Annotated in this window: 15 protein-coding genes; 14 read left to right on the forward strand and 1 reads right to left on the reverse strand. The window is 35.3% G+C overall.

The window, feature by feature from the left end; translation table 11 throughout:
* The first annotated feature begins 2 nt into the window (after positions 1–2).
* From HWV59_RS08300 to HWV59_RS08330, 7 genes are all read left to right on the forward strand, one after another.
* Entirely contained in the window at positions 3–1,211 is a 1,209-nt protein-coding gene (locus tag HWV59_RS08300; protein WP_102230160.1) for a SpoIIE family protein phosphatase, read from the forward strand.
* A 293-nt stretch (positions 1,212–1,504) separates the two neighbouring features.
* On the forward strand, positions 1,505–2,143 hold the full coding sequence (locus tag HWV59_RS08305; RefSeq protein WP_102230161.1) for a ThuA domain-containing protein: 639 nt from the start codon (positions 1,505–1,507) through the stop codon (positions 2,141–2,143).
* 280 nt (positions 2,144–2,423) lie between these two features.
* Entirely contained in the window at positions 2,424–4,256 is a 1,833-nt protein-coding gene (locus tag HWV59_RS08310) for a heparinase II/III family protein (protein WP_175638585.1), read from the forward strand.
* 28 nt (positions 4,257–4,284) lie between these two features.
* On the forward strand, positions 4,285–5,580 hold the full coding sequence (locus tag HWV59_RS08315) for an AraC family transcriptional regulator (RefSeq protein ID WP_175638586.1): 1,296 nt from the start codon (positions 4,285–4,287) through the stop codon (positions 5,578–5,580).
* A 213-nt stretch (positions 5,581–5,793) separates the two neighbouring features.
* Positions 5,794–7,185 (forward strand): MFS transporter, encoded by a 1,392-nt coding sequence (locus HWV59_RS08320; protein WP_175638587.1) that lies wholly within the window; start codon positions 5,794–5,796, stop codon positions 7,183–7,185.
* 23 nt (positions 7,186–7,208) lie between these two features.
* A complete protein-coding gene (locus tag HWV59_RS08325) occupies positions 7,209–8,687 on the forward strand; it encodes a sulfatase-like hydrolase/transferase (RefSeq protein ID WP_175638588.1) in 1,479 nt (492 codons plus the stop codon).
* 200 nt (positions 8,688–8,887) lie between these two features.
* Complete coding sequence (locus HWV59_RS08330; RefSeq protein WP_175638589.1) at positions 8,888–10,456, forward strand: IS1182 family transposase; 1,569 nt, start codon at positions 8,888–8,890, stop codon at positions 10,454–10,456.
* A 121-nt stretch (positions 10,457–10,577) separates the two neighbouring features.
* On the opposite strand, the gene HWV59_RS08335 is transcribed toward HWV59_RS08330, so the two are convergent.
* Positions 10,578–11,369, reverse strand: a complete 792-nt coding sequence (locus HWV59_RS08335) for a helix-turn-helix domain-containing protein (protein WP_235991693.1) — start codon at positions 11,367–11,369, stop codon at positions 10,578–10,580.
* Positions 11,370–11,768: 399 nt separating this feature from the next.
* Between HWV59_RS08335 and HWV59_RS08340 the strand changes: the two genes are divergently transcribed.
* The 7 genes from HWV59_RS08340 (at position 11,769) to HWV59_RS08370 (ending at position 20,882) form a co-directional block, all read left to right on the forward strand.
* Positions 11,769–13,136 (forward strand): MFS transporter, encoded by a 1,368-nt coding sequence (locus HWV59_RS08340; RefSeq protein WP_175638590.1) that lies wholly within the window; start codon positions 11,769–11,771, stop codon positions 13,134–13,136.
* A 63-nt stretch (positions 13,137–13,199) separates the two neighbouring features.
* Positions 13,200–14,741 (forward strand): sulfatase family protein, encoded by a 1,542-nt coding sequence (locus HWV59_RS08345; RefSeq protein ID WP_175638591.1) that lies wholly within the window; start codon positions 13,200–13,202, stop codon positions 14,739–14,741.
* A 131-nt stretch (positions 14,742–14,872) separates the two neighbouring features.
* Entirely contained in the window at positions 14,873–15,823 is a 951-nt protein-coding gene (locus HWV59_RS08350) for a formylglycine-generating enzyme family protein (RefSeq protein WP_175638592.1), read from the forward strand.
* A 245-nt stretch (positions 15,824–16,068) separates the two neighbouring features.
* Positions 16,069–17,538 (forward strand): ABC transporter substrate-binding protein, encoded by a 1,470-nt coding sequence (locus HWV59_RS08355; protein ID WP_175638593.1) that lies wholly within the window; start codon positions 16,069–16,071, stop codon positions 17,536–17,538.
* A 67-nt stretch (positions 17,539–17,605) separates the two neighbouring features.
* Positions 17,606–18,568 (forward strand): carbohydrate ABC transporter permease, encoded by a 963-nt coding sequence (locus tag HWV59_RS08360; protein WP_175638594.1) that lies wholly within the window; start codon positions 17,606–17,608, stop codon positions 18,566–18,568.
* Entirely contained in the window at positions 18,569–19,393 is an 825-nt protein-coding gene (locus HWV59_RS08365; protein ID WP_235991694.1) for a carbohydrate ABC transporter permease, read from the forward strand.
* A gap of 28 nt (positions 19,394–19,421) precedes the next feature.
* Positions 19,422–20,882 (forward strand): sulfatase family protein, encoded by a 1,461-nt coding sequence (locus tag HWV59_RS08370; protein ID WP_175638595.1) that lies wholly within the window; start codon positions 19,422–19,424, stop codon positions 20,880–20,882.
* Positions 20,883–20,952: the final 70 nt, after the last annotated feature.

Below are 20,952 nucleotides of genomic sequence, written 5' to 3' on the forward strand. Positions count from 1 at the left end.
GAATGGATGAACAGTTGAACTACGCACCAAGTGGATTTCTATCATTATCCGAAGATAGCGTAATTCTATCAGTTAATCAAACTCTATGCGAGTTACTCGGTTATTCTTCCGATCAGGTAATAGATCAGCATGTACATACAATTTTACCTAAATCAGCACGAATATTTTATCAACTATATTTTGTGCCACTTGTTCAAATTGGAAAAAGAGTGGATGAATTGTATATTTCTCTAGAAGCAAACAATGGAACAGAAATTCCTGTGCTGGTAAATGCTCATAAAAGAGTACGTGATGGACGAAATGTTATAGATTGTATATTTATTCCGATAAAAAAACGAAATGAATATGAAAATGTTCTACTTGATACAAAAAAGGAATTAGAAACGGCTTTATTGGATAAACAGAAAGCGGTCTCTGACCTGCAAACTGCGTTAAAGTCATTGGAAGAAAAACAAAAGGAACTACTGAAATTATACGAGGAAAATCAAACGTTTAAAATTGAAACAAAAAGAGAATTAGAGCTTGCTAGAAAAATACAAAAAACAGCATTAACAGATCGAATATTAAATGAATATATACATATAGAATCTCATTATAAAGCTTCTAATGAACTATCCGGAGACATATACGGTATTTATCAGATTGACAAATACCGCTATGGAATAATTATTCTAGATGTAATGGGACATGGTATTTCTTCAGCAATGATTACAATGTCTCTTCAGTCATTGTTTCAGCGATTAATTTCAGTAGATGGAAATCCTCAAACTGTTGTGAAAGAGTTGGATCAATATCTTCACAATTTATTTCAAAATAGTGAACAGTCAATGTATTATTGTACATTTATTTACCTATTAATTGATACAGCTGCACAAAAGATAGACTTTATAAATGGGGGGCATCCTCCTGCATTTTTACAAGACTCTACAGGAATTCAAGAGATTCATTCATCATTTCCTCCCATTGGAACTTTTGAGGGTATAGAATTTAAAACAACATCAATCCCATATCAAAGAGGAAGTAGAATACTACTTTATACGGATGGTGTAACAGATCCCTTTGGGTTTAATCATTTAAAACCTTTGCTCTTAGACAATAAAGATATTCCTTTATCGAATTTAAAAGAAAAAATTATTCAGTCTATGGATAGTACAGAATTTGCTTACCATGAAAGTGATGATCAGTGTTTTTTATTAATAGATTTGTTTTAAGTAACATATGCTAGATGTGTTGCTTTGGTTTGGTGGAGAAAAATTAGTCTAGAAACAAGGCAATCCATCTCAGGGTTTACTGACAAAAGTATTGAAGAGATTGCCTATGAGTTGGAAAGATAGACGTTGGCTTTTTTTATTGAAAGTTTAATAGAATTTACGGAGATACCCTTTATAATTGTCGAAAGAACCGAAATAACCTTGTGCAGTTCATAGTATTGCTTAAAACCTGGGTTGAAAAGTATTAGTCCAGGTTTTCTTATCTTCTTTCGGTAAAGATTAAGGAGGTCAAAATGAAGAAAGTGTTTGCACTTATAGGTGACTATTATCATCAGAAAGAGAACATCTCACTTTCACTTAATAAAACAATAAAAATGTTCCAAGAGGTAGAAGTAGAGTATATTAAGGCAGAACAATTAGAAGTAAAATTACTGGAACAGCCAGATGTTGTTGTCCTATACAAAGCGAATAAGCTAAACCCTATAGATGAAAATGTTGAATTCTGGATGGATGACAAACTTGAGGAGAAAGTTTGTCAATATGTACAACAAGGTGGCGGTTGGTTTGTATGGCACTCGGGATTGTCATCATATGAATCTCTAGGAAAGTATTATGAAATGGTTCGAGGCAAATTTGATTTTCACCCCAGTGAGCACGAGCTTGTCAGTTATCAACCAACAGGTGAACCTGCGATCGTAAAAGACCATTTTGTGCTACTTGATGAACATTATTTTGTTACTTGTGATGAAGCCAACACAAACGTATTTCTAAGAGCAGTTTCACCTAAAGGAAACACTATTGCAGGTTGGACGCATGCCTATGGTGGTGGGCGTGTAGTATGCTTGACACCTGCACATACAAAAGAAGGCTTAATAAATATTGAAATGATGAACATACTCGCAAACTCTCTAAAATTACTAGGTTTATCGTGAAAGTTATAGTAAAAAATGCTGAATAGGGAGAGAAGAAGTAAAAACTATTACATTGCCCTTTTTTGTAAGCGTTTAAAAAGTGGGAATCTATTTCTCCTGCAAGTAAGTTACAATAGCATGTTAAATAGAAGTCTTTTGACATGCTAACTTATGGGGAATCCGTTAATTTAAAAACCTCTTGAAACTAGAGAAGATGTTGCATAGGAAGGGTTTTTGAATGAGGTTTCTTTATTTTTTCATAAGGTAAAAATAATAAACCTAATTGAGAGGTGAATATCCTTTGTTCATTGAACGTAATAAGGTTATGAAGTCATTATCAGAAAGTAAATCCTCAACTCTGTTTTTCTCATCAAAGAAAGAACAAACACATTGGTTTGAATGTATAAAAGAAAAAACATCATACAATTCAATATTAACAGAAATTAGAGAAGAAGCAGAAAGGTTGCTCCAAAACCCAATGAAGGAACTAACCTTTCAAGAATTTACGATCTTCAGAGAAACAGGCTCGAGACTTGAATATGAAAAAAGCTACTTTGCCAAAAGAAGGCGCCTAAATACGTTTGCCCTCATGACTTTATTAGAACCAACCGAATCCGTTTATTTGAGGGAATTACAAGAGACAATTTGGTCTATATGTAATGAGTACACCTGGTGTTTACCTGCACATTTGAAAAACAGTCCTGAGATGGACGGTGAACTTAAGGATACTTTTCTTCAAACTATAAAAAATCCGCGATATAGCATTGATCTTTTTGCTGCTGAGACTGCATTCGCACTTAGTGAAATAAGCCATATATTGGACCATGTTCTAGATCCGCTTATTCAAAAGAGAGTGAAGCAGGAAGTGTACCGAAGAGTCCTAGAACCATTTCAACATCAATCATTCGAATGGGAGAAATCGACCCATAACTGGGCAGCAGTTTGTGCAGGTTCAATTGGAGCTGCTGCTCTGTATGTTGTAAATGATCATCACATGTTGTCTTCTATACTTGATAGAGTTCTTCAAGCTATGTCTTATTACTTAATAGGATTTAATGAAGATGGAGCATGCATGGAGGGATATGGATACTGGCAATATGGCTTTGGTTTTTATGTGTATTTCTCCGACTTACTAAAGATAAATACATGCGGAGAAATCGATTTGTTTCAAATAGAAAAGGTCCATCAAATAGCTACCTTCCAACAGAAATGTTTTATTTATAAAAATCAGGTTGTAAATTTCTCTGATTCGACAGAAAAAGGATCTGTCTTTTTAGGCTTAAGTCATTATTTAAAGGACGTTTTTCCGAAGCTTGAAGTCCCTGAAACAGAGCTTCGTGCAGCATATACTGATGATCATTGCAGCAGGTGGGCACCAGCATTTAGAAATTTAATTTGGTTTGATGAAAATAAATCAGGAAAACCTTGGGGAAATGCGACATACTACCTGAAAGATTCACAGTGGTTCATTTCAAGACATAATGAGTACGTTTTTGCCAGCAAAGGTGGTCATAATGATGAGCCGCATAATCATAATGATGTTGGACATTTTATACTGCAAGCTAAAGGGGAAACATTTTTAAAGGACTTAGGAAGTGGAATGTATTGTGAGGGATATTTTAATCAAGAGCGGTATACATTTTTATGTAATGGTTCACAAGGACATTCTGTACCAATCATAAATCATCAATTTCAGTCAGAGGGTGCATCATGTCATGCTTCTGCTATTCATTTTGTCACAAGTCAAGAAGATGATGTACTTGAAATGGATCTTGCCGGAGCATATGAAGTTGGAAACCTAGAAAGATTATCTAGGAAGTTTATATGGAAAAAGAAGAATATTCCTGAAATGATTTTGTCTGATACATATTCTTTCACAGAAAGACCAACATCAATTGTTGAGCGTTTTATTACACCAGTTATGAAGGTTACAGAAGAATCTGATGGTGTGGTGTTGGAGGGTACTGAAAAGATGAAGATACTTTTTGATCGGGATAAATTAGATTTGACCATTCAAAGGAACGAATTTCTTAACCACCTTGGAGAAAGGGAAGAGTTTTATCAATTAGATTTTGCAGTTAAAGAGCTAAGGGAAGTTACACGTTTAGATTTTCGATTTGTATTTGGGGACTGAATGGTACAACGTTTCCTGAAGAGTTTCCATGCTTGACGTTCTCTTGAAAATTGATGAAAATGTTGTCATGAATTTAAGAAGTGAGGTATATGAAATGCGAGCTCCAAAACCATATGACATAGAATATATAGCCAAACTTTTATTTGAATCGTTTAAGGTTCCAATCAAATTTATAGATTCAAAGGATAAGGTTTTATATACCTTTACAAGTGTATCATCAATAAATCCCTTATATTCAACTGAGTATTTTACAGAATTAATAAATCAAAAATGTAAAAATTCTAATATCCCTTTTTTAGCAGGAAACCAATTTCTTGAAAATTTTATTATGATGTCGATGGAAACAGATGGAGAAGAAATAGGAAAGTTTATTATTGGCCCTTCAATATCTCGTAAGCTACCTGAGGAGGTAATTGACGGACTATTACATGACTATTCAAAAATAACAGGAAAACAAGAGCTCATTTTTTATTATGAAAGCCTCCCGGTGATTCATAAGGAACAGCTACTTTTGATAAGTAAAATGTTATTTTTTCTACTGTATAACGAACGTTTGAATTCGAACGAAGTGAAATATCAACAACAAGAACTGAATATCGAAATACCGAAAAATCCTCCCGAATTGGAGGTCTCTAGACGTCGGGAAGAGCAATCCTTTCATCCTCCTGAGTTCTACGAAATAGAAATGCTTCAATGTATTAGAGAAGGGCGAAAGGAAGATTTGGTGAGCATCCTAGGTAAGAGAAAATTAGGAGAAGCAGGGATATTAGCAAAAAAAAGTTATGTAAGAAGTCAAAAGAATTTGGCGATTTGTGGAATAACCTTGGCTACCAGAGCAGCAATAGAAGGCGGGTTGGAATGGGATTTTGCAAGAACGTTAAGTGATGTCTATATACAGAATATTGAAGATGCGATAGATGTGAATAGTGTAAATAACGTACGGGACGAATCATTCTTTGACTTGGCAGAACGTGTTCAGAAGAGCAATCAAGCAAAGTATTCAGAAATGATCAATCAATCTTTTCGATATATTTACAAGCATTTATATGACAATATTAGCATTACACAGATAGCAGATTTTGTTGGGGTAAGTCCAGTCCATTTATCTTCACAATTTAAAAAGGAGGTTGGACAAACGTTAAAAAATTATATCCAACAGGAAAAGATTGAAGAAGCTAAGAAATTAATAATATTGACGGACACATCGTTTTTAAATATTAGTGTTTTGTTAAACTTTAATGATCAAAGTTATTTCACTAAGGTATTTCGAAAGGTAACAGGCCTCACCCCCAAACAATATAAAGATAGAGGAAATTTAATTTAATTTCGTATCAAATGACCTTTTCTAATCCTGTTTAGAAGGGTCTTTTTGTTACTAAATTAGGATATTATGAAATTATAATAAAAAACACCAAAAATAATAAAAAAGTACCAAACGAAAGGAAAGAAAAGATTTAAACTTCATTTAATGAAAACGCTTAAAGATTTTAGGGCATAAGAGTTTTCGTAAATTTTCTTACCTTAAGGGGGTACAAAGATGAGCATGCAACACGCAACAGTCCAAGACCAATCAATGAATCTTAAGCCACAAAAAGCAGGATTAAAAATGTCAATTCAATATGCTATTGGTAACTTTGGTTTAAATCTTTTCTTTATGGTGATTTCATCATACTTACTTTATTTCTACACAGATGTATTTGGGATATCAGCAGCAGCGGCAGGAACATTATTTTTAATTACAAGATTAATTGATGGGATTACGGATGTTACTGCAGGAATCATTGTAGATGTGACAAACAGCAGGTGGGGTAAATTCAGACCATATATATTATTTGGAGCAGTCCCTTTGGCTATTTCAGGTGTATTATGTTTTACAGTACCAAATTTTAGTGACACAGGTATGCTTGTTTACGCTTATGCAACATATATATTTTTTGGGTTAATGTATACAGTTGTTAATATTCCATACAGCTCTATGATGACTGTTATTACACAGGATTATCAAGAAAGATCCACTCTATCATCTATTAAAGTTGTTTTTGGAACCGTTGCTACACTCATCGCAACAAGTGCTACTTTACCATTTGTTAAGTCCTTTTCATCAGAAAGTACTGGTTTTTTAGTCGTATCCGGAATTTTTGGAATTGTAACGATTATTACGTTGATCATCACATTTTTTGGAACAAAAGGCATTGAGAGAAATGAACAGGTAAAGAATTCTGCCAATAAAGAAAAGTATACATTTGCAGCAAAAGCAAAGGTGATTGGATCAAATTTTCCTTTATTGATTATCTTGATTTTTATTGTCACAAATACCATTTCATTTACGATTCAAAATGGAGCAATGCTATTTTTCTTTAAGTATAACTATGGAAATGTTGGCATGTTTGCGATTTATTCACTAGTAACACTTGCGATCACATCAATGTTTGTAATCATTAGTCCATTATTTGTTAAGTGGATGGGAAAAAGGAACTTAGCGATAGTAAGTCAAATCATCACTTCTTTAGGGATGTTAGGTCTATATTTCTATCATTCAAGCAATCTTTCAATCTTCTTATTTGGTGGGATCGCCGCTGTAGGTATGGGACTATCTAGGCCGTTATTATGGGCAATGGTTCCTGATACGGTTGAATATGGGGAATGGAAAACAGGACTCAGAGCTGAAGGGTTAATTTATTCTGCTTTTATCTTTACTCAAAAGGTAGGAATGGCGATTGGTGGTGCATTATCGGGAATTATCTTAGCTTCAACAGGTTATATTGCAAACGCTACCCAGACTCCTGAAGCACTTCATGGTATTTTATTCTCAGTCACGATCGTACCTGTCATTGCATCAGTCATCGGTATTATTGCTATGATCTTTCACAATTTAGACAGCGATAAGTATGCGAGCATTGTAGCAGAAATTAAAGCACGAAAAATTTAATTTTTTGGAGGTTTAGGTTTATTATGACTCAAAAGCAACCACATATCATTATTTTCAACCCAGATCAATGGAGAAGCGATGTCATGGGACATTTAGGAAATCAAGCAGCTGTTACTCCGAATCTTGATGCCTTAGTAGAAAAGGAGGGCGTATCTTTTGCGAACGCTTACTGCCAGAACCCTGTCTGCACACCAAGTCGCTGTTCGTTTATGAGCGGATGGTATCCGCATGTAAAAGGGAACAGAACAATTTTCCATATGATGCAGACGGAAGATCCTGTTCTATTGCGCACACTCAAACAAAACGGTTACCATGTTTGGTGGGGAGGAAAAAATGACTTAATCCCACAAAATGCAGACTTTTCGGAATACTGTGACGAAAAATTTGTACCTGATCAAACGATGAAACTGACTTCTGCTACGTTAAATGATAATTGGCGTGGAGAACCGGATTCTCCTGATTATTATTCATTTTATGGAGGGAAACTTGAGGAAGGTCATGGCTTACAAGGTTTTGCAGATTATGATTGGGGGTATATACACGGAGCGATTGATCGGATTAAAAATGCTCCAGAAGATAAACCATTGTGTATTTACCTGCCACTAATGTATCCGCATCCACCTTATGTTGTGGAAGAACCATGGTTTAGTATGATTGATCGTAACAAACTTCCTGAAAGAGTGAAGCCACCTGAAAATTTTGAAGGGAAACCTTGTATGTTAAAGGGTATAGCTGACATTCAAAATATGGAATCCTGGCCTGAAGAAAAATGGGATGAACTAAGAGCAACGTACTACGGCATGTGTGCAAGAGTAGATCATCAGTTTGGGATGATTATGGATGCTTTAAAAGAAGCAGGTATATATGATGACACAGCCATATTTTTCTTTTCGGATCATGGTGACTATACAGGGGATTTTAATATAGTAGAAAAAAATCAAAACACATTTGAGGATAGTTTAAGTGGGGTACCATTTATCGTAAAATTACCTTCATCTCATAAGGTAGAACCAGGTGTAAGAGATGCACTAGTTGAATTAATAGATTTTCCAGCAACAGTAGAAGATCTGGTAGGGATTCAACCAGAGCACACTCATTTTGGACAATCACTCATTCCTTTAATAGCTGGTGAAGTAAATGAACATCGAGATGCAGTATTCTGTCAAGGTGGAAGATTACACGGAGAAACCCATTGTATGGAACTAGAAGCCACTGATCAACAACAACCTGGAGCTCTTTACTATCCAAGGTTGAAAATGCAGCGTAGTGAAGGACCGGAACACACGAAAGCAATCATGGTACGAACAAAGGACTATAAGTATGTTAAACGATTATATGAACAGGATGAGTTCTATGATCTAAAAGAAGATCCAAATGAAGTAGAAAACCGGATCAATGAGCAAAAGTATACTGATATTATATCTGCATTAAAAGAGAGGCTTTTAACTTTTTATGTAGAAACATCAGATGTAGTTCGTCATCAACCGGATGTTAGGTTTTAATAGAGAACCTTATTGGTATGAATAAGAAATAAATAAGATAGTTAAAGAGGCTGGGACAAAACCCACTCTGAAATGAAAAAGCCGGTGAAATTTTACGACGAGTAAAATTTCACCGGCTTTGATTTTTTTGAATAAAAATAAGGACCACTTCTGATAAAATAAAGTTACCACACAAAATTTCATCCGAAAGAAGGGTCCTTATGTTTAGAAATTATACCATGAATCAATTAGTTCTGCCTTTAGATTTAGAAGTAAAATTACAAAAAAATGATATCGCCTTCCATGTCCATCATTTAGTTGAAAGTATTCCTCATGAAGCGTTCGAACCATTTCTTCGAAATGAGGGTTGCCCTGCCTATCATCCACGCATGATGCTAAAAATTATCTTATGCGCCTACTCACAATCTGTTTTTTCAGGACGTAAAATTGAATCCCTATTAAAAGACAGTATCCGTATGATGTGGTTAGCTCAAGGATATGAACCCAGCTACCGTACAATCAACCGATTCCGTGTTCAACCAGAAGTGAAAGAATTAATTCGCCAGTGTTTCGTCCAATTCCGTTGTCAATTAATTGAAGAAAAACTTATCGATCAAGAAGCGATTTTTATCGATGGTACAAAGATTGAAGCGAATGCGAATAAATTTACGTTTGTCTGGAAGAAATCGGTTGAGAAATATCATCAAAGTTTAATTGAAAAGTCAAACCAGCTACACCATGAGCTACTTGAGAACGAAATCATACCTGAAATTGAACGTGAAAGCGATGAACAGTTATCATTAGAAGAGCTCACTGAAGTTGTTCAAAAAGTGGACGATGTCGTAACCGCATATGATAAACAAATTGAAGCATCGTCAGACGTTACAGAACGAAAAGCTTTAAGAAATGATCGTAAATACCCAAAACAAATCCGTAAACAGTTGATTGATTTTGTCATGAGAAAAAAGAAATACCAACAAGACCTTGAAATCCTTGGTGCGCGGAATAGCTATTCTAAAACAGATCCAGAAGCAACATTTATGCGAATGAAAGACGATTATATGAAAAATGGACAATTGAAGGCAGGTTATAATGTACAAATCGCCACGGAAGGTCAATACTCGCTTGCCTATAGTTTATTTTCTAACCCAACAGATACGCATACGTTAATTCCATTTCTAGATGAGATTGAGCAGCATTATTTCGAGTTGCCAAAACACCTTGTCGCAGATGCAGGTTATGGTAGTGAACAAAACTATAATGATATCCTTTTGAACAGAAAACGAGAAGCACTTATTACGTATAATATGTATTTGAAAGAACAAAAGAAAAAGCACAAACAAAACAAATTTAATCCCGACAACTGGCAGTATGATGAGGAAACAGATACATATACATGCCCTAATCAGAAACGCCTTGAATTTCAATATCATTCTGTCCGTAATAACCGTACAGGCTTCAAACGGAATTATAAAATCTATGAATCTGAGGACTGTACAGGATGCCCATTCCGTTCATCATGTACAAAAGCAAAAGAAGGTAACAATCGAAAAATAATGGTGAATGAAAAATGGGAACAGCAAAAAGAATATGTAAGAGTGAAGCTTTCAGAAGAAGAAACGAGTGCCATCTATCGAAAACGTAAAATCGATGTGGAACCAGTTTTTGGATTCTTGAAGGCCAATTTGCGTTTCACTCGATTTTCGGTACGAGGAAAACCGAAGGTTGAAAACGAAATGGGACTCGCGTTAATGGCAGTGAATTTAAGAAAATTCACTGCCAACAACTAAGGTAATAGAAGAATTTTCCTCATAAATAGAGAAAGGTGAATTTGAGTATCCTCAAATTCACCTTTCTCACTATTTGAAGCTAGTTATGTCCCAGCCTCTTTATTTTTTTCCTTGAATCCTTTTATGAAAATAAAGCAGCAACCTCAACCTGATGTCCATACATAGCAAATTCTTTAGGAGACATAGCAGTTAATTTTTTGAACATGCGAGAAAAATAGGAAGGATCATAGTATCCGAGATAATCAGAAATAGCTACGATTGTCATATCGGTATTTAATAAGAGATTACATGCTTCAATAATTCTTAATTGATGGATATATCTAATGGGAGATTGACCCATTAGTTCCTTAAAGATTGATATAGTGTAACTTGGTGATCGGTTAATCAACTTTGCCAGCTGTTCAATTTCAATGTTTTTACGATAATTTTCTAATAAGTAGTTCTCAACGATAGACGTGTATTTTACCTTGCTTGGTGTAACTGTAGGGTTATCTAGTTCTCGTGCAAACATTCCAAGTAATTCCTGAAGTATTCCGACACATATATAGGATCGGAATTTTCTATCACCTCTACTATCGACGAATAATCTCTCAAAACGATGCTTTACATATTCGGGGTTCCTTGTTTTAATTTTATGAAATTTTTTATTAATAGGAAATGGATTTGAAGAGTTTACATTTTCATCCATTGTAAACGCAACAGTGTATTTTTGATGCTCACCAGATTCATGATTCTTTGCTCCACGTAAGGTTCCAGAGGGAATAAAAACGAGATCTCCTTTTTCAGCAATAATCTGTTCTCCATTTATTGAATAGTTGACTTTTCCTTTTACTACTAAAATAAAAACATTGTAATCAATTTTTTCTTTTTGTGTATGCCAATTTGGAATTAAATTATCAAAGAAAACTCCCATTATGTTAATGATATGAATCCCTCCAACCCAAATGATTTTCTATAAATTTACTATACATGATCTCCATTATTAGAAATATAGAAAAATAAAAGGTTGTAAAAAATCATACATGAAATCGATAAATCGTACATGGACTCTAAATCGACATTTCTCGTATACTTATTACCAACAAGGAGATTAAGCGTTTACAGTTATTGTGATGTTTTCTCAAAACACAATGATTTTGTAATGGTTTAAGGCGCTTTAGGAAAATCGTAAGTTAGACCATTTGAAGTACAGTTTACAGACTTAACTAGTGTAAAGGTGGTGGCAGAGAATTAGAATCAATATTTTGTACTATAAAAGTAATCAAGCATTTGACTTTGATTCAAATTTAACACAAATATGGGAGGGTTACTTATGTATAAAGTAGATCAAGTTTCATGGAAAGAAAGAATAAGTTATGGTTTAGCAGATACAGCTTCAAATTTAATTTTTGTGATGGTCTCAACTTATTTACTTTATTTTTATACAGATGTTTATGGTATAGGTGCAGGTGTTGTTGGTACTTTATTCTTGATCGTCAGGTTTCTCGACGCTGGAACAGATTTACTTGCAGGATATGTAATAGATCGAACAAGTACGAAGTGGGGAAAATGTAGACCTTATTTTCTATGGTTGGCTCTCCCGTTTGCAGCAGTAGGTGTCTTAACGTTTTTAACTCCAGACCTAGATACTCAAGGAAAGATCTTATTTGCATATTCTAGTTACATCTTATTAGGCCTTATTTATACATTTATTAACATTCCGTTATCAGCCATGCTACCAAGCATGTCAAATAATCCACAAGAGCGTCATGAAGTAACTTCTATTCGTATGATTTTCGGGCAAATTGGTGGTTTTATAGTTTCGGTTGCCACGTTACCTTTAGTTGCTTACCTTGGAAATGGTAATGATGCTAAAGGTTTCGCGTTAACAATGACAGTATTCGGTATTATATCAATTCCTATGTTTATCAATGCTTTCAAAAACACGAAAGAAAGAGAATACTATAATAGTAGTAAAAAGAGTATACCTTTAAAAGATGGAATGAAAGCGTTTAATATACCGTGGTTAATTATTTTTACTGCAAAACTTGCTTTCTTCTTCGTGTTTATAATTCGTAACCAAACAACCGTTTATTTCCTTAAATATAACTTTGGAAGAGAAGATATTGTACCTGTTGTCATGGCTTTAAATTATTTAACGATTGTATCCTTACTGTTAATTCCGTTTGTTACTAAGAGACTTGGCGGTAAGAAAACCATGCAGTTTGGGATTGTCGTTGCAATTGTAGGATCTCTAATCATTTACTTCAGTTCAATTACACAATCCATACCATTATTGTTAATTGGTGTAGGGCTTGGCGGGTTAGGTTTAGGGTTCGTTCCGAGTCTATTATTCTCTCTAATTGCTGACACGATTGATTATGGTGAGTGGAAATCAGGTGTTCGTGCTACAGGACTTTTATACTCAGGTTCTACCTTTGCAGCTAAGTTTGGAATGGGGATAGGAGGAGCTGCTGGAGCTTGGTTATTAGCAATGTATAATTATGACCCGGCTTTAACTCAACAATCCACTGAAACTTTGAAAGCGATTGAATTTAGCTTTATATGGTTTCCGGTCATCAGTTTTGCATTAGTTCTTATATTACTGCAGTTCTATAAACTGGATAAAATTCATGGACAAATAATAGAAGATTTAAGAAAAAGGAATAACTCAAATAATGACCTTGCAAAAGATGCTTAATTATCTAGAGAAAATATAATAACTCACATGCAACTAGAATAAAGAAAGAGGAGAAAAGAAATTATGAGAATTTTATTTTTAGATTTAGATTCAGTAAGCCCACGTCATCTAGGATGCTACGGTTATCACCGTAATACATCACCAAATATTGATAAAATTGCAGAAAAAGGCGTTCGTTTTAATAATTACTATACTTCAGATGCACCGTGTGCTCCATCTAGAACTGCATTGATGTCAGGTCAATTTGGGATTCGTAATGGTTTAGTAGGCCATGGGGGAACAGCTGGTGATATGAAACTTGAAGGAGTTAATCGTAACCTTTTTGGTCGATTATCAGTTGGGGGATCTCTTCCTTCTTTCTTACAATTAGGAGCAGGATTAAATACAACTTTAATTAGTCCATTCCCTCAGAGACATGCAACATATAATTTTTATGCCGGTTTTAACGAAATTATTAATACTGGTAAGTTTGGAATGGAATCAGCTGAACAAGTTTCACCTGTTGTAACAGATTGGTTAGATAGAAATGCAGAAAAAGATGACTGGTTACTTTACGTAAATTACTGGGATGCACATACACCATATCGTGCACCTGAGAGTTTTGGTAATCCTTTTGCTGAAGAGCCGCTACCAGAATGGGCAAATGAAGAAACATTAGAAAAGCACAAGGAAGCTGTGGGCCCACATACAGTACACGAATTAGTTATTGATCATAACGGAAATACGTATACGAATGTAGAAAGTGAGAAATTCCCAAGAAGTCCTGGTGAAATCAAAAACATGGACGATTTAAGAGCGATGATTGATGGTTATGACTGTGGTATTCGATACCTTGATGATCATGTCGGCAGACTCTTTGCCTTGTTACAAGAAAAGGGGATTCTGGAAGACACGATTATCATTATCTCTGCTGATCATGGTGAGAATATGGGTCAATTAGGAATTTATGGAGAGCATGGTACAGCTGATGACGGAACATGCCGCATTCCAATGATTATTTCTTGGCCTGGTATGCAACAAGGTATTGTTGATGATGGATTGCATTACCACTTAGATTTACCTGTTACACTTGCAGAAATGCTTGAGCTACCGGCTTCACCAGATTGGGATGGAAAAAGTTATGCCTCTGTATTAACAGAAGGAAAAGATTGTGGACGCGACTACCTAGTTGTGTCTCAATGTGCCCACGTTGCACAACGTAGTGTACGTTTCGGCGATTGGTTATATATGAGAACATACCATGATGGATATCATTTATTTGATAAAGAAATGCTATTTAATCTTAAAGAGGATCCAAGAGAAGAAAACAATGTTGCAGAACAAAACAAAAATATTTGTATGGAAGGAACATACTACTTACATGAATGGCATGATGAAATGATGCTCAAATCGGGTGATGACGTTGATCCTCTATGGACTGTGATGAAGGAAGGCGGGCCATACCATGCGAAGGGATACCTTAAAAACTATGGAGAAAGACTTGTTCAAACTGGAAGAGAACATCAATTTAATGAGTTGAAACAAAAACATCCTAGTGAGTTTCCTGAAGAAATTGATGAAGCCAGAATTGCGTTTACTAGAAAGATGATGAGTAACTTATTTTAAATAAAAAAAGGATTATTATACCTTAGTTTAGTATTTTACTAGACTAAGGTATAATTTATTTATGAAAAATATAAAAAATGACTAGAGATCATTATTAATTTGTTTTTTCGAATTAGAAAGGAGGAATAGTAGTGGAAAAGGTGCAAAAATCTTGTTGTAGTGTAAGTCGAAGCACAAGTGAAGAACAGGTAGAAAGTAAAACTCCTAAAATAAAACAAAATGGAATCGATACATCACACTTTGTTCATATAAAAGGTGGAGAGTTTCTGATGGGAACTGATACAAAAGAGAGTTTTCCAGCTGATGGTGAAGGTCCTATCCGCAATGTTAAAATAAATGAATTTTACATTTCTCCGTATACTGTTACAAATCAAGATTTTAAAGCATTTGTTGATGCAACAGGCTACAAAACAGAGGCAGAGGTATTTGGATGGTCGTTTGTTTTTCACTTATTAGCATCCAAAAAAACAAAAGATCAAGTTCGCCAATTTCCACAAGGATTACCTTGGTGGCTACCTGTAGAAGGTGCTTATTGGAATAAACCAGAAGGGCCCGATTCTTCTATAAATGATAGAATGAACCATCCTGTAACACATGTTTCATGGAATGATGCCAACGCTTATTGCAAGTGGTCAGGTACGAGGCTACCAACAGAAGCAGAGTGGGAGTATGCTGCTCGTGGTGGGCTAATTCAAAAAACTTATCCCTGGGGAGATGTGCTAGAACCGGAGGGGGAGCATCGATGTAATATTTGGCAAGGGACATTCCCAAATGTAAACAGTGCTGATGACGGATATATTGGTACAGCACCAGTGGACACTTATGAGCCAAATGGTTATGGATTATACAATGTGTCAGGTAATGTGTGGGAATGGTGCAGTGATTGGTTTACACCAAAGTATCATACTCAGACAAATAATAGGGATCCGAGGTATACAAAACCAACCGGGAAACGATCCATGCGTGGCGGGTCATTTCTTTGTCACATATCTTACTGCAATAGATACCGCGTAGCTGCAAGAAGTTCTAATACTCCTGATAGTTCTACAAGTAATTGTGGTTTTCGTGTTGTGTTGAACTAGCCAAGAATTATTTTATACGTTAACAACGAAAAAGAATCTACCAACCTTATATATCACAGGTTGGTAGATTCTTTTTCGTTTTAAATGGAAGTGAAGTAAAACACTAAATATTCTGAAAAAATGTACATGAAATCATAATATCGTACATGGACCATTAGTCATGAAGACAACTATAATTAGCAACAACAAGGTGTTTAAGCGCTTACATACCTTGTGAGAAAAAATCAAAGGGGAGAAATTACACGATGAAAAAAAAGTGGTTGATATTGCTATTGTGTGTTTTATTCGTTTTTTCTCTAACTGCTTGTACGTCATCAAGTGAAGAAACAGGTGGAAATGACGGAGAAAAGGATGGCAAAGTTGTTTTACGTGTGATGGATTGGAGTGACAGTACGAAAGATATCCGTGAGGAATTCCATAAACAGTTCATGGAAAAATATCCCGATATCAAAGTGGAATATACACAACTTACAATTGATCAATATAAAAATACTATTTTAACAGCTGTAAACTCTGGAGAGGCACCGGATTTGTTTCCTGTTCCATCAGGAATGAAGCTTTCAACATTGGTAAAAGATGGTTGGTATCAATCGCTTGAACCATATATTGACGATGAATTTAAAAATATTTTTGTAGAAGGTACATTCCAAAATGGAATTACCATGGTTGATGGTGAGGTTTATTCAATCCCAGAAACAGCCTATGTACCTAGCAGTCTAATCTTCTATAACAAAAAGTTATTTAAAGAGGCAGGCTTAGATCCTGAGCAACCACCTAAAACTTATTCAGAATATAGAGAAGCTGCAAAGAAAATAACAGAAGCTGGTAAAGGAAAATATTACGGAATCATTGAAGGTGGAAAACAAAGTAATCGCTGGATGGAGACTGTAAGAGACTGGTCATCACTAGACGGAAGTGGAATAAACGCAAATTCACCTATTAGTCTAGCAACAAATGAGACAACGTATGATAGTGAACCTGTTCTAAATATATTTAACCTTTTTAATGATATTAAGGAAGATGGGAGTTTCCATCCGAAGACGATGAACATTTCTGCGCCAGAGGCGAGAGCGTTATTTGGACAAGGACAAGCAGGATTTATTGTGCAAGGAGCTTGGTGCATTGGTGTTTGGAACAAAGAAAATCCTGATCTAGAGTATGGAGTTATGGCACCTCCAGTTCCTGATTCGGGAAAAAAAGGTTCATTACCAATTTTAAGTAATTCAGCATGGATGGGCTTATCAGCTACATCAGAACATCAAGAAGAAGCAGCGTTATATCTCAAGGAATTTTATGGTGGAGACTATTTTCAACAGGAACAAGTAAAGAAGGGTGGAGCATTCTCGATTGTAAAAGGAATTAATGAAGAATATATCAAAGTTGAGCAATTACAACAGTATTATGATATATCTCAAGAGTTTGGACGTGTAATTCCTAATCCAAGTGTCAAAAACCCAAATACATCAGCGGTATTTGCTGAGTTTAAAGATGTGAGTCCAAATGTTGGTGAAATTCTTGGTGGAGTGGTAGCTGGTGCTGTATCAGATTTTGAAGGTGAGTTAAGTAGGTACTCAGAACAATTAGGAACAGCTTGGAACAATGCACTTACGACAGCAAGTGAAAAAGGAATAGAAGTGGAAAAATCAGATTTTGAATTTCCTAATTGGGATCCATTGGAAAATTACACTGAAGAGGATTATGCAGAACTAAAATAAATTCAATTAAAGGCGGGTTTATTAGAAGATATACTCGCCTTTAATTTGTAAAGAAAGAAGGGATAAGATGAACAATACAGATACAGTACTTTCTACCAAAACAGTTAAAAAAGTTCGAAAGGGATCACTATCTAGAAAAACGAACTTGTGGTGCTGGCTTTTTATTTTGCCAAATCTAATTTTTTATGCACTTTTCCAAGGTTGGCCAATTATTGTTAACTGGTACTATGCGACGTTAGACTGGTCAGGATTAAGTTCGAATGTAGCTTTCGTAGGCCTTGAGAATTTTAAAGAGGTCATAAAAGACCCTCACTTTTGGAATGCATATAAAAATAGTTTTGTTTTCATGGTAGGTGCAGTACCATTACTACTTATTCTTGCATTGTTCATTGCACTTATCTTAAATAATCCTAAGCTCCGATTTGCAAGTGCATATCGTACTCTTTTCTTTATTCCTGTTGTTACAACTGCCTCAATTGTTGGGATTATTATGGTTTATATTTGGGGTTCAGATGGTGCTGTGAATTATGCTTTAATGAAACTAAATTTAATAGATCAACCAGTTAACTGGTTAAGTGATGCGAAAATGGCGATGACAACTGTTATTCTAATCTATGTATGGAAGAATCTTGGAATGAACATGATCTATTGGTTAGCAGGACTTCAAAGCATACCTAAAGAACTGTATGAGGCAGCAAAAGTAGATGGTGCGGGACATGTAAAAACATTCTTTTATATTACGCTCCCACAACTTATTCCAATTGGTGTTGTAATACTTTTATTGAATGTAGCAGGTTCTTTAAAAGTATTTGATTTAATCAAGACAATGACTGACGGAGGACCATTTTTTGCAACGGATGTTGTATCAACCTATATATACCGTTATGCATTTTCGAGTGAAATGGGTCTCCCAAGATTAGGTTACGCATCTGCAGCTGCGATTTTCTTTACTTTAACGATTGTGTTCATTGGCATTGCTCAAGCAATCATAAAACGTCCATTTAAACAAAATGCAAAGGGGATGGAATAATTGAGCAAATTAAGTAAAATCGTTACTCATACTACATTAATTGCTGTTTTATTTATATGGATATATCCCTTTTTGTGGATGGTTTCAGCGTCTTTCAAAAGTGATTCGGAATTCTTCTCGAAAGGGTTAAGTTTAATTCCTGAAACGTTTAATTTATCAAATTTTACACGTGCATGGGATGCAGGAAATTTTGATCGGTATTTTATTAATTCAGTCATAATAACTGTAGCGGTTATTGTAATTGTGTTATTTATAACAGCGACATGTGGTTACGCACTTGGTAGATATTCATTCCCTGGTAAAAAAATATTTATGGCTATTCTTGGAGCAAGTATATTTTTCCCTTTAGAATTTTCAATTATTCCAATCTTTCAATTGATAAAAGAAATGGGACTAATGAATTCACTTCTCGGGATCATCCTTGCAGAATCTGGTGGTGGTCACGTGTTGTTTGTATTACTTTTTGCTAGTTTCTTTAGAGCTGTGCCAAAAGAATTAGAGGAAGCATCAATAATCGATGGATGCAACTTCTTTCAAACATTCATTCACGTCATAATGCCTTTATCGAAACCGATAATTGGTAGCGTTATCATTATGCAATTTGTTTGGACATGGAATTCATTTCTTTTACCTTTAGTACTAACTCTTAGCACACCTGAGCTCAGCACATTAGCTGTTGGATTATATACGTTGCGTGGAGAAAATATTGTTGACTGGACAGGAATAGCTGCTGGTGGAACGATCGCATTAATACCAATTATTATTATTTTCTTATTCTTACAACGATATTTTGTTGATGGAATTGCAGGAGCTGTTAAAGGGTAAGATTAAATATAAGGGAGAGACCAATTTTATGAGAGTACTATTTTTAGATTTAGACTCAACAACACCAAGTCATTTAGGATGTTATGGATACCATCGTAATACTTCACCAAATATTGATAGAATTGCAAATGAAGGAATAAGATTTACAAACTATTATACTTCTGACGCTCCATGTTTACCGTCACGTACAGCCCTTATGACAGGAAAGTTAGGTATACATTCCGGAGTTGTAGGTCACGGGGGAACAGCTGCTGATGTACGTCATGAAGGAGTAGATAGACAATTTAAGGACACTCTTGCTACACAGAGTTTTCCTGCTTTATTTAGATCTTTAGGAATGAAAACGACACTTATTAGTCCATTTGCTGAGCGTCATTCTGCATGGACATTCTATGCAGGGTTCAATGAGATGCATAATACCGGAAAAAGTGGGATGGAATCTGGTGAGGAGGTAACTCCAGTCGTATTAAATTGGCTTGAGCAAAACGGTCATAAAGACAATTGGATGCTTTATGTAAACTATTGGGATCCACATACACCTTATCGAGCACCTGAGGATTTTGGAAATCCATTTAATAATGAGTCTTTACCATCGTGGTTAACCGAAGAAGTGCTTGAAAACCATAAGCAAAAAGTAGGTCCGCATAGCGTAAATGAAATAAACATGTTCAATAATCAAACAAAGCCTGAGTATCCACGATATCCAGGTGAAATTAGAGACATGGATGAGATGCGAAAAATGATTGACGGTTATGATTGTGGTGTTCGGCATATGGATAATCAGATAGGTATGATTTTTGAGCTTTTAGAAAAGCAAGGAGTTATGGAAGAAGTCATTATTATCATCTCAGCTGATCATGGTGAAAATATGGGAGAACTAGGGATATATGGAGAACATGGTACGGCTGACCAAGGAACATGCAATATCCCAATGATTATTCGTTGGCCTGGGTATCAAAAAGGTCAAGTAGACAATGAATTACACTATCATCTTGATCTGTTACCAACTATTGCTGAGATGGTTGATAAGGATCCTGCACCTAATTGGGATGGGAAAAGTTTTGCAAATACCATTAAAAATGGGAAGAAGAATGGTAGAGAGTTCTTAGTTGTCTCCCAATGTGCACATGTTTGTCAGAGAAGTGTACGATTTGACGACTGGTTATATGTACGGACATACCATGATGGATATCACCTGTTTGATAAAGAAATGTTGTTTAACCTTATAGAAGATCCTCATGAACAACATAATATCGCTAGTGAAAGACCTGATGTTTGTAAAGATGCGGTTTATTATCTAAATGAATGGCATGATGAAATGATGGCAACTAGTTCTTCGGATATTGATCCAATGAGAACGGTTATGATAGAAGGTGGACCATACCATGCAAAAGGGGCATTAAAGAATTATACTAAGTGGCTAATTGAGTCAGGCAGAGGTTATGCTGTACCTGAGCTAGAAAAACGTCATCCAAAGGAGTTTGTTTAAATAGCTTTTACAATTAAATAACTATAATAGGATTAATTAAAACAAAGCTCAATTTCTTCTAAATAAGGAA

Source organism: Metabacillus schmidteae (assembly GCF_903166545.1).
Lineage (GTDB): Bacteria > Bacillota > Bacilli > Bacillales > Bacillaceae > Metabacillus > Metabacillus schmidteae.

Bases quoted from the DNA above. Each gene is read 5' to 3' on its own strand.
- HWV59_RS08300 (WP_102230160.1), top strand. From the start codon at position 3: ATGGATGAACAGTTGAACTACGCACCAAGTGGATTTCTATCATTATCC.
- HWV59_RS08305 (WP_102230161.1), top strand. From the start codon at position 1,505: ATGAAGAAAGTGTTTGCACTTATAGGTGACTATTATCATCAGAAAGAG.
- HWV59_RS08315 (WP_175638586.1), top strand. From the start codon at position 4,285: ATGCTTGACGTTCTCTTGAAAATTGATGAAAATGTTGTCATGAATTTA.
- HWV59_RS08320 (WP_175638587.1), top strand. From the start codon at position 5,794: ATGAGCATGCAACACGCAACAGTCCAAGACCAATCAATGAATCTTAAG.
- HWV59_RS08325 (WP_175638588.1), top strand. From the start codon at position 7,209: ATGACTCAAAAGCAACCACATATCATTATTTTCAACCCAGATCAATGG.
- HWV59_RS08330 (WP_175638589.1), top strand. From the start codon at position 8,888: ATGTTTAGAAATTATACCATGAATCAATTAGTTCTGCCTTTAGATTTA.
- HWV59_RS08335 (WP_235991693.1), bottom strand. From the start codon at position 11,369: ATGGGAGTTTTCTTTGATAATTTAATTCCAAATTGGCATACACAAAAA.
- HWV59_RS08340 (WP_175638590.1), top strand. From the start codon at position 11,769: ATGTATAAAGTAGATCAAGTTTCATGGAAAGAAAGAATAAGTTATGGT.
- HWV59_RS08345 (WP_175638591.1), top strand. From the start codon at position 13,200: ATGAGAATTTTATTTTTAGATTTAGATTCAGTAAGCCCACGTCATCTA.
- HWV59_RS08355 (WP_175638593.1), top strand. From the start codon at position 16,069: ATGAAAAAAAAGTGGTTGATATTGCTATTGTGTGTTTTATTCGTTTTT.
- HWV59_RS08360 (WP_175638594.1), top strand. From the start codon at position 17,606: ATGAACAATACAGATACAGTACTTTCTACCAAAACAGTTAAAAAAGTT.
- HWV59_RS08370 (WP_175638595.1), top strand. From the start codon at position 19,422: ATGAGAGTACTATTTTTAGATTTAGACTCAACAACACCAAGTCATTTA.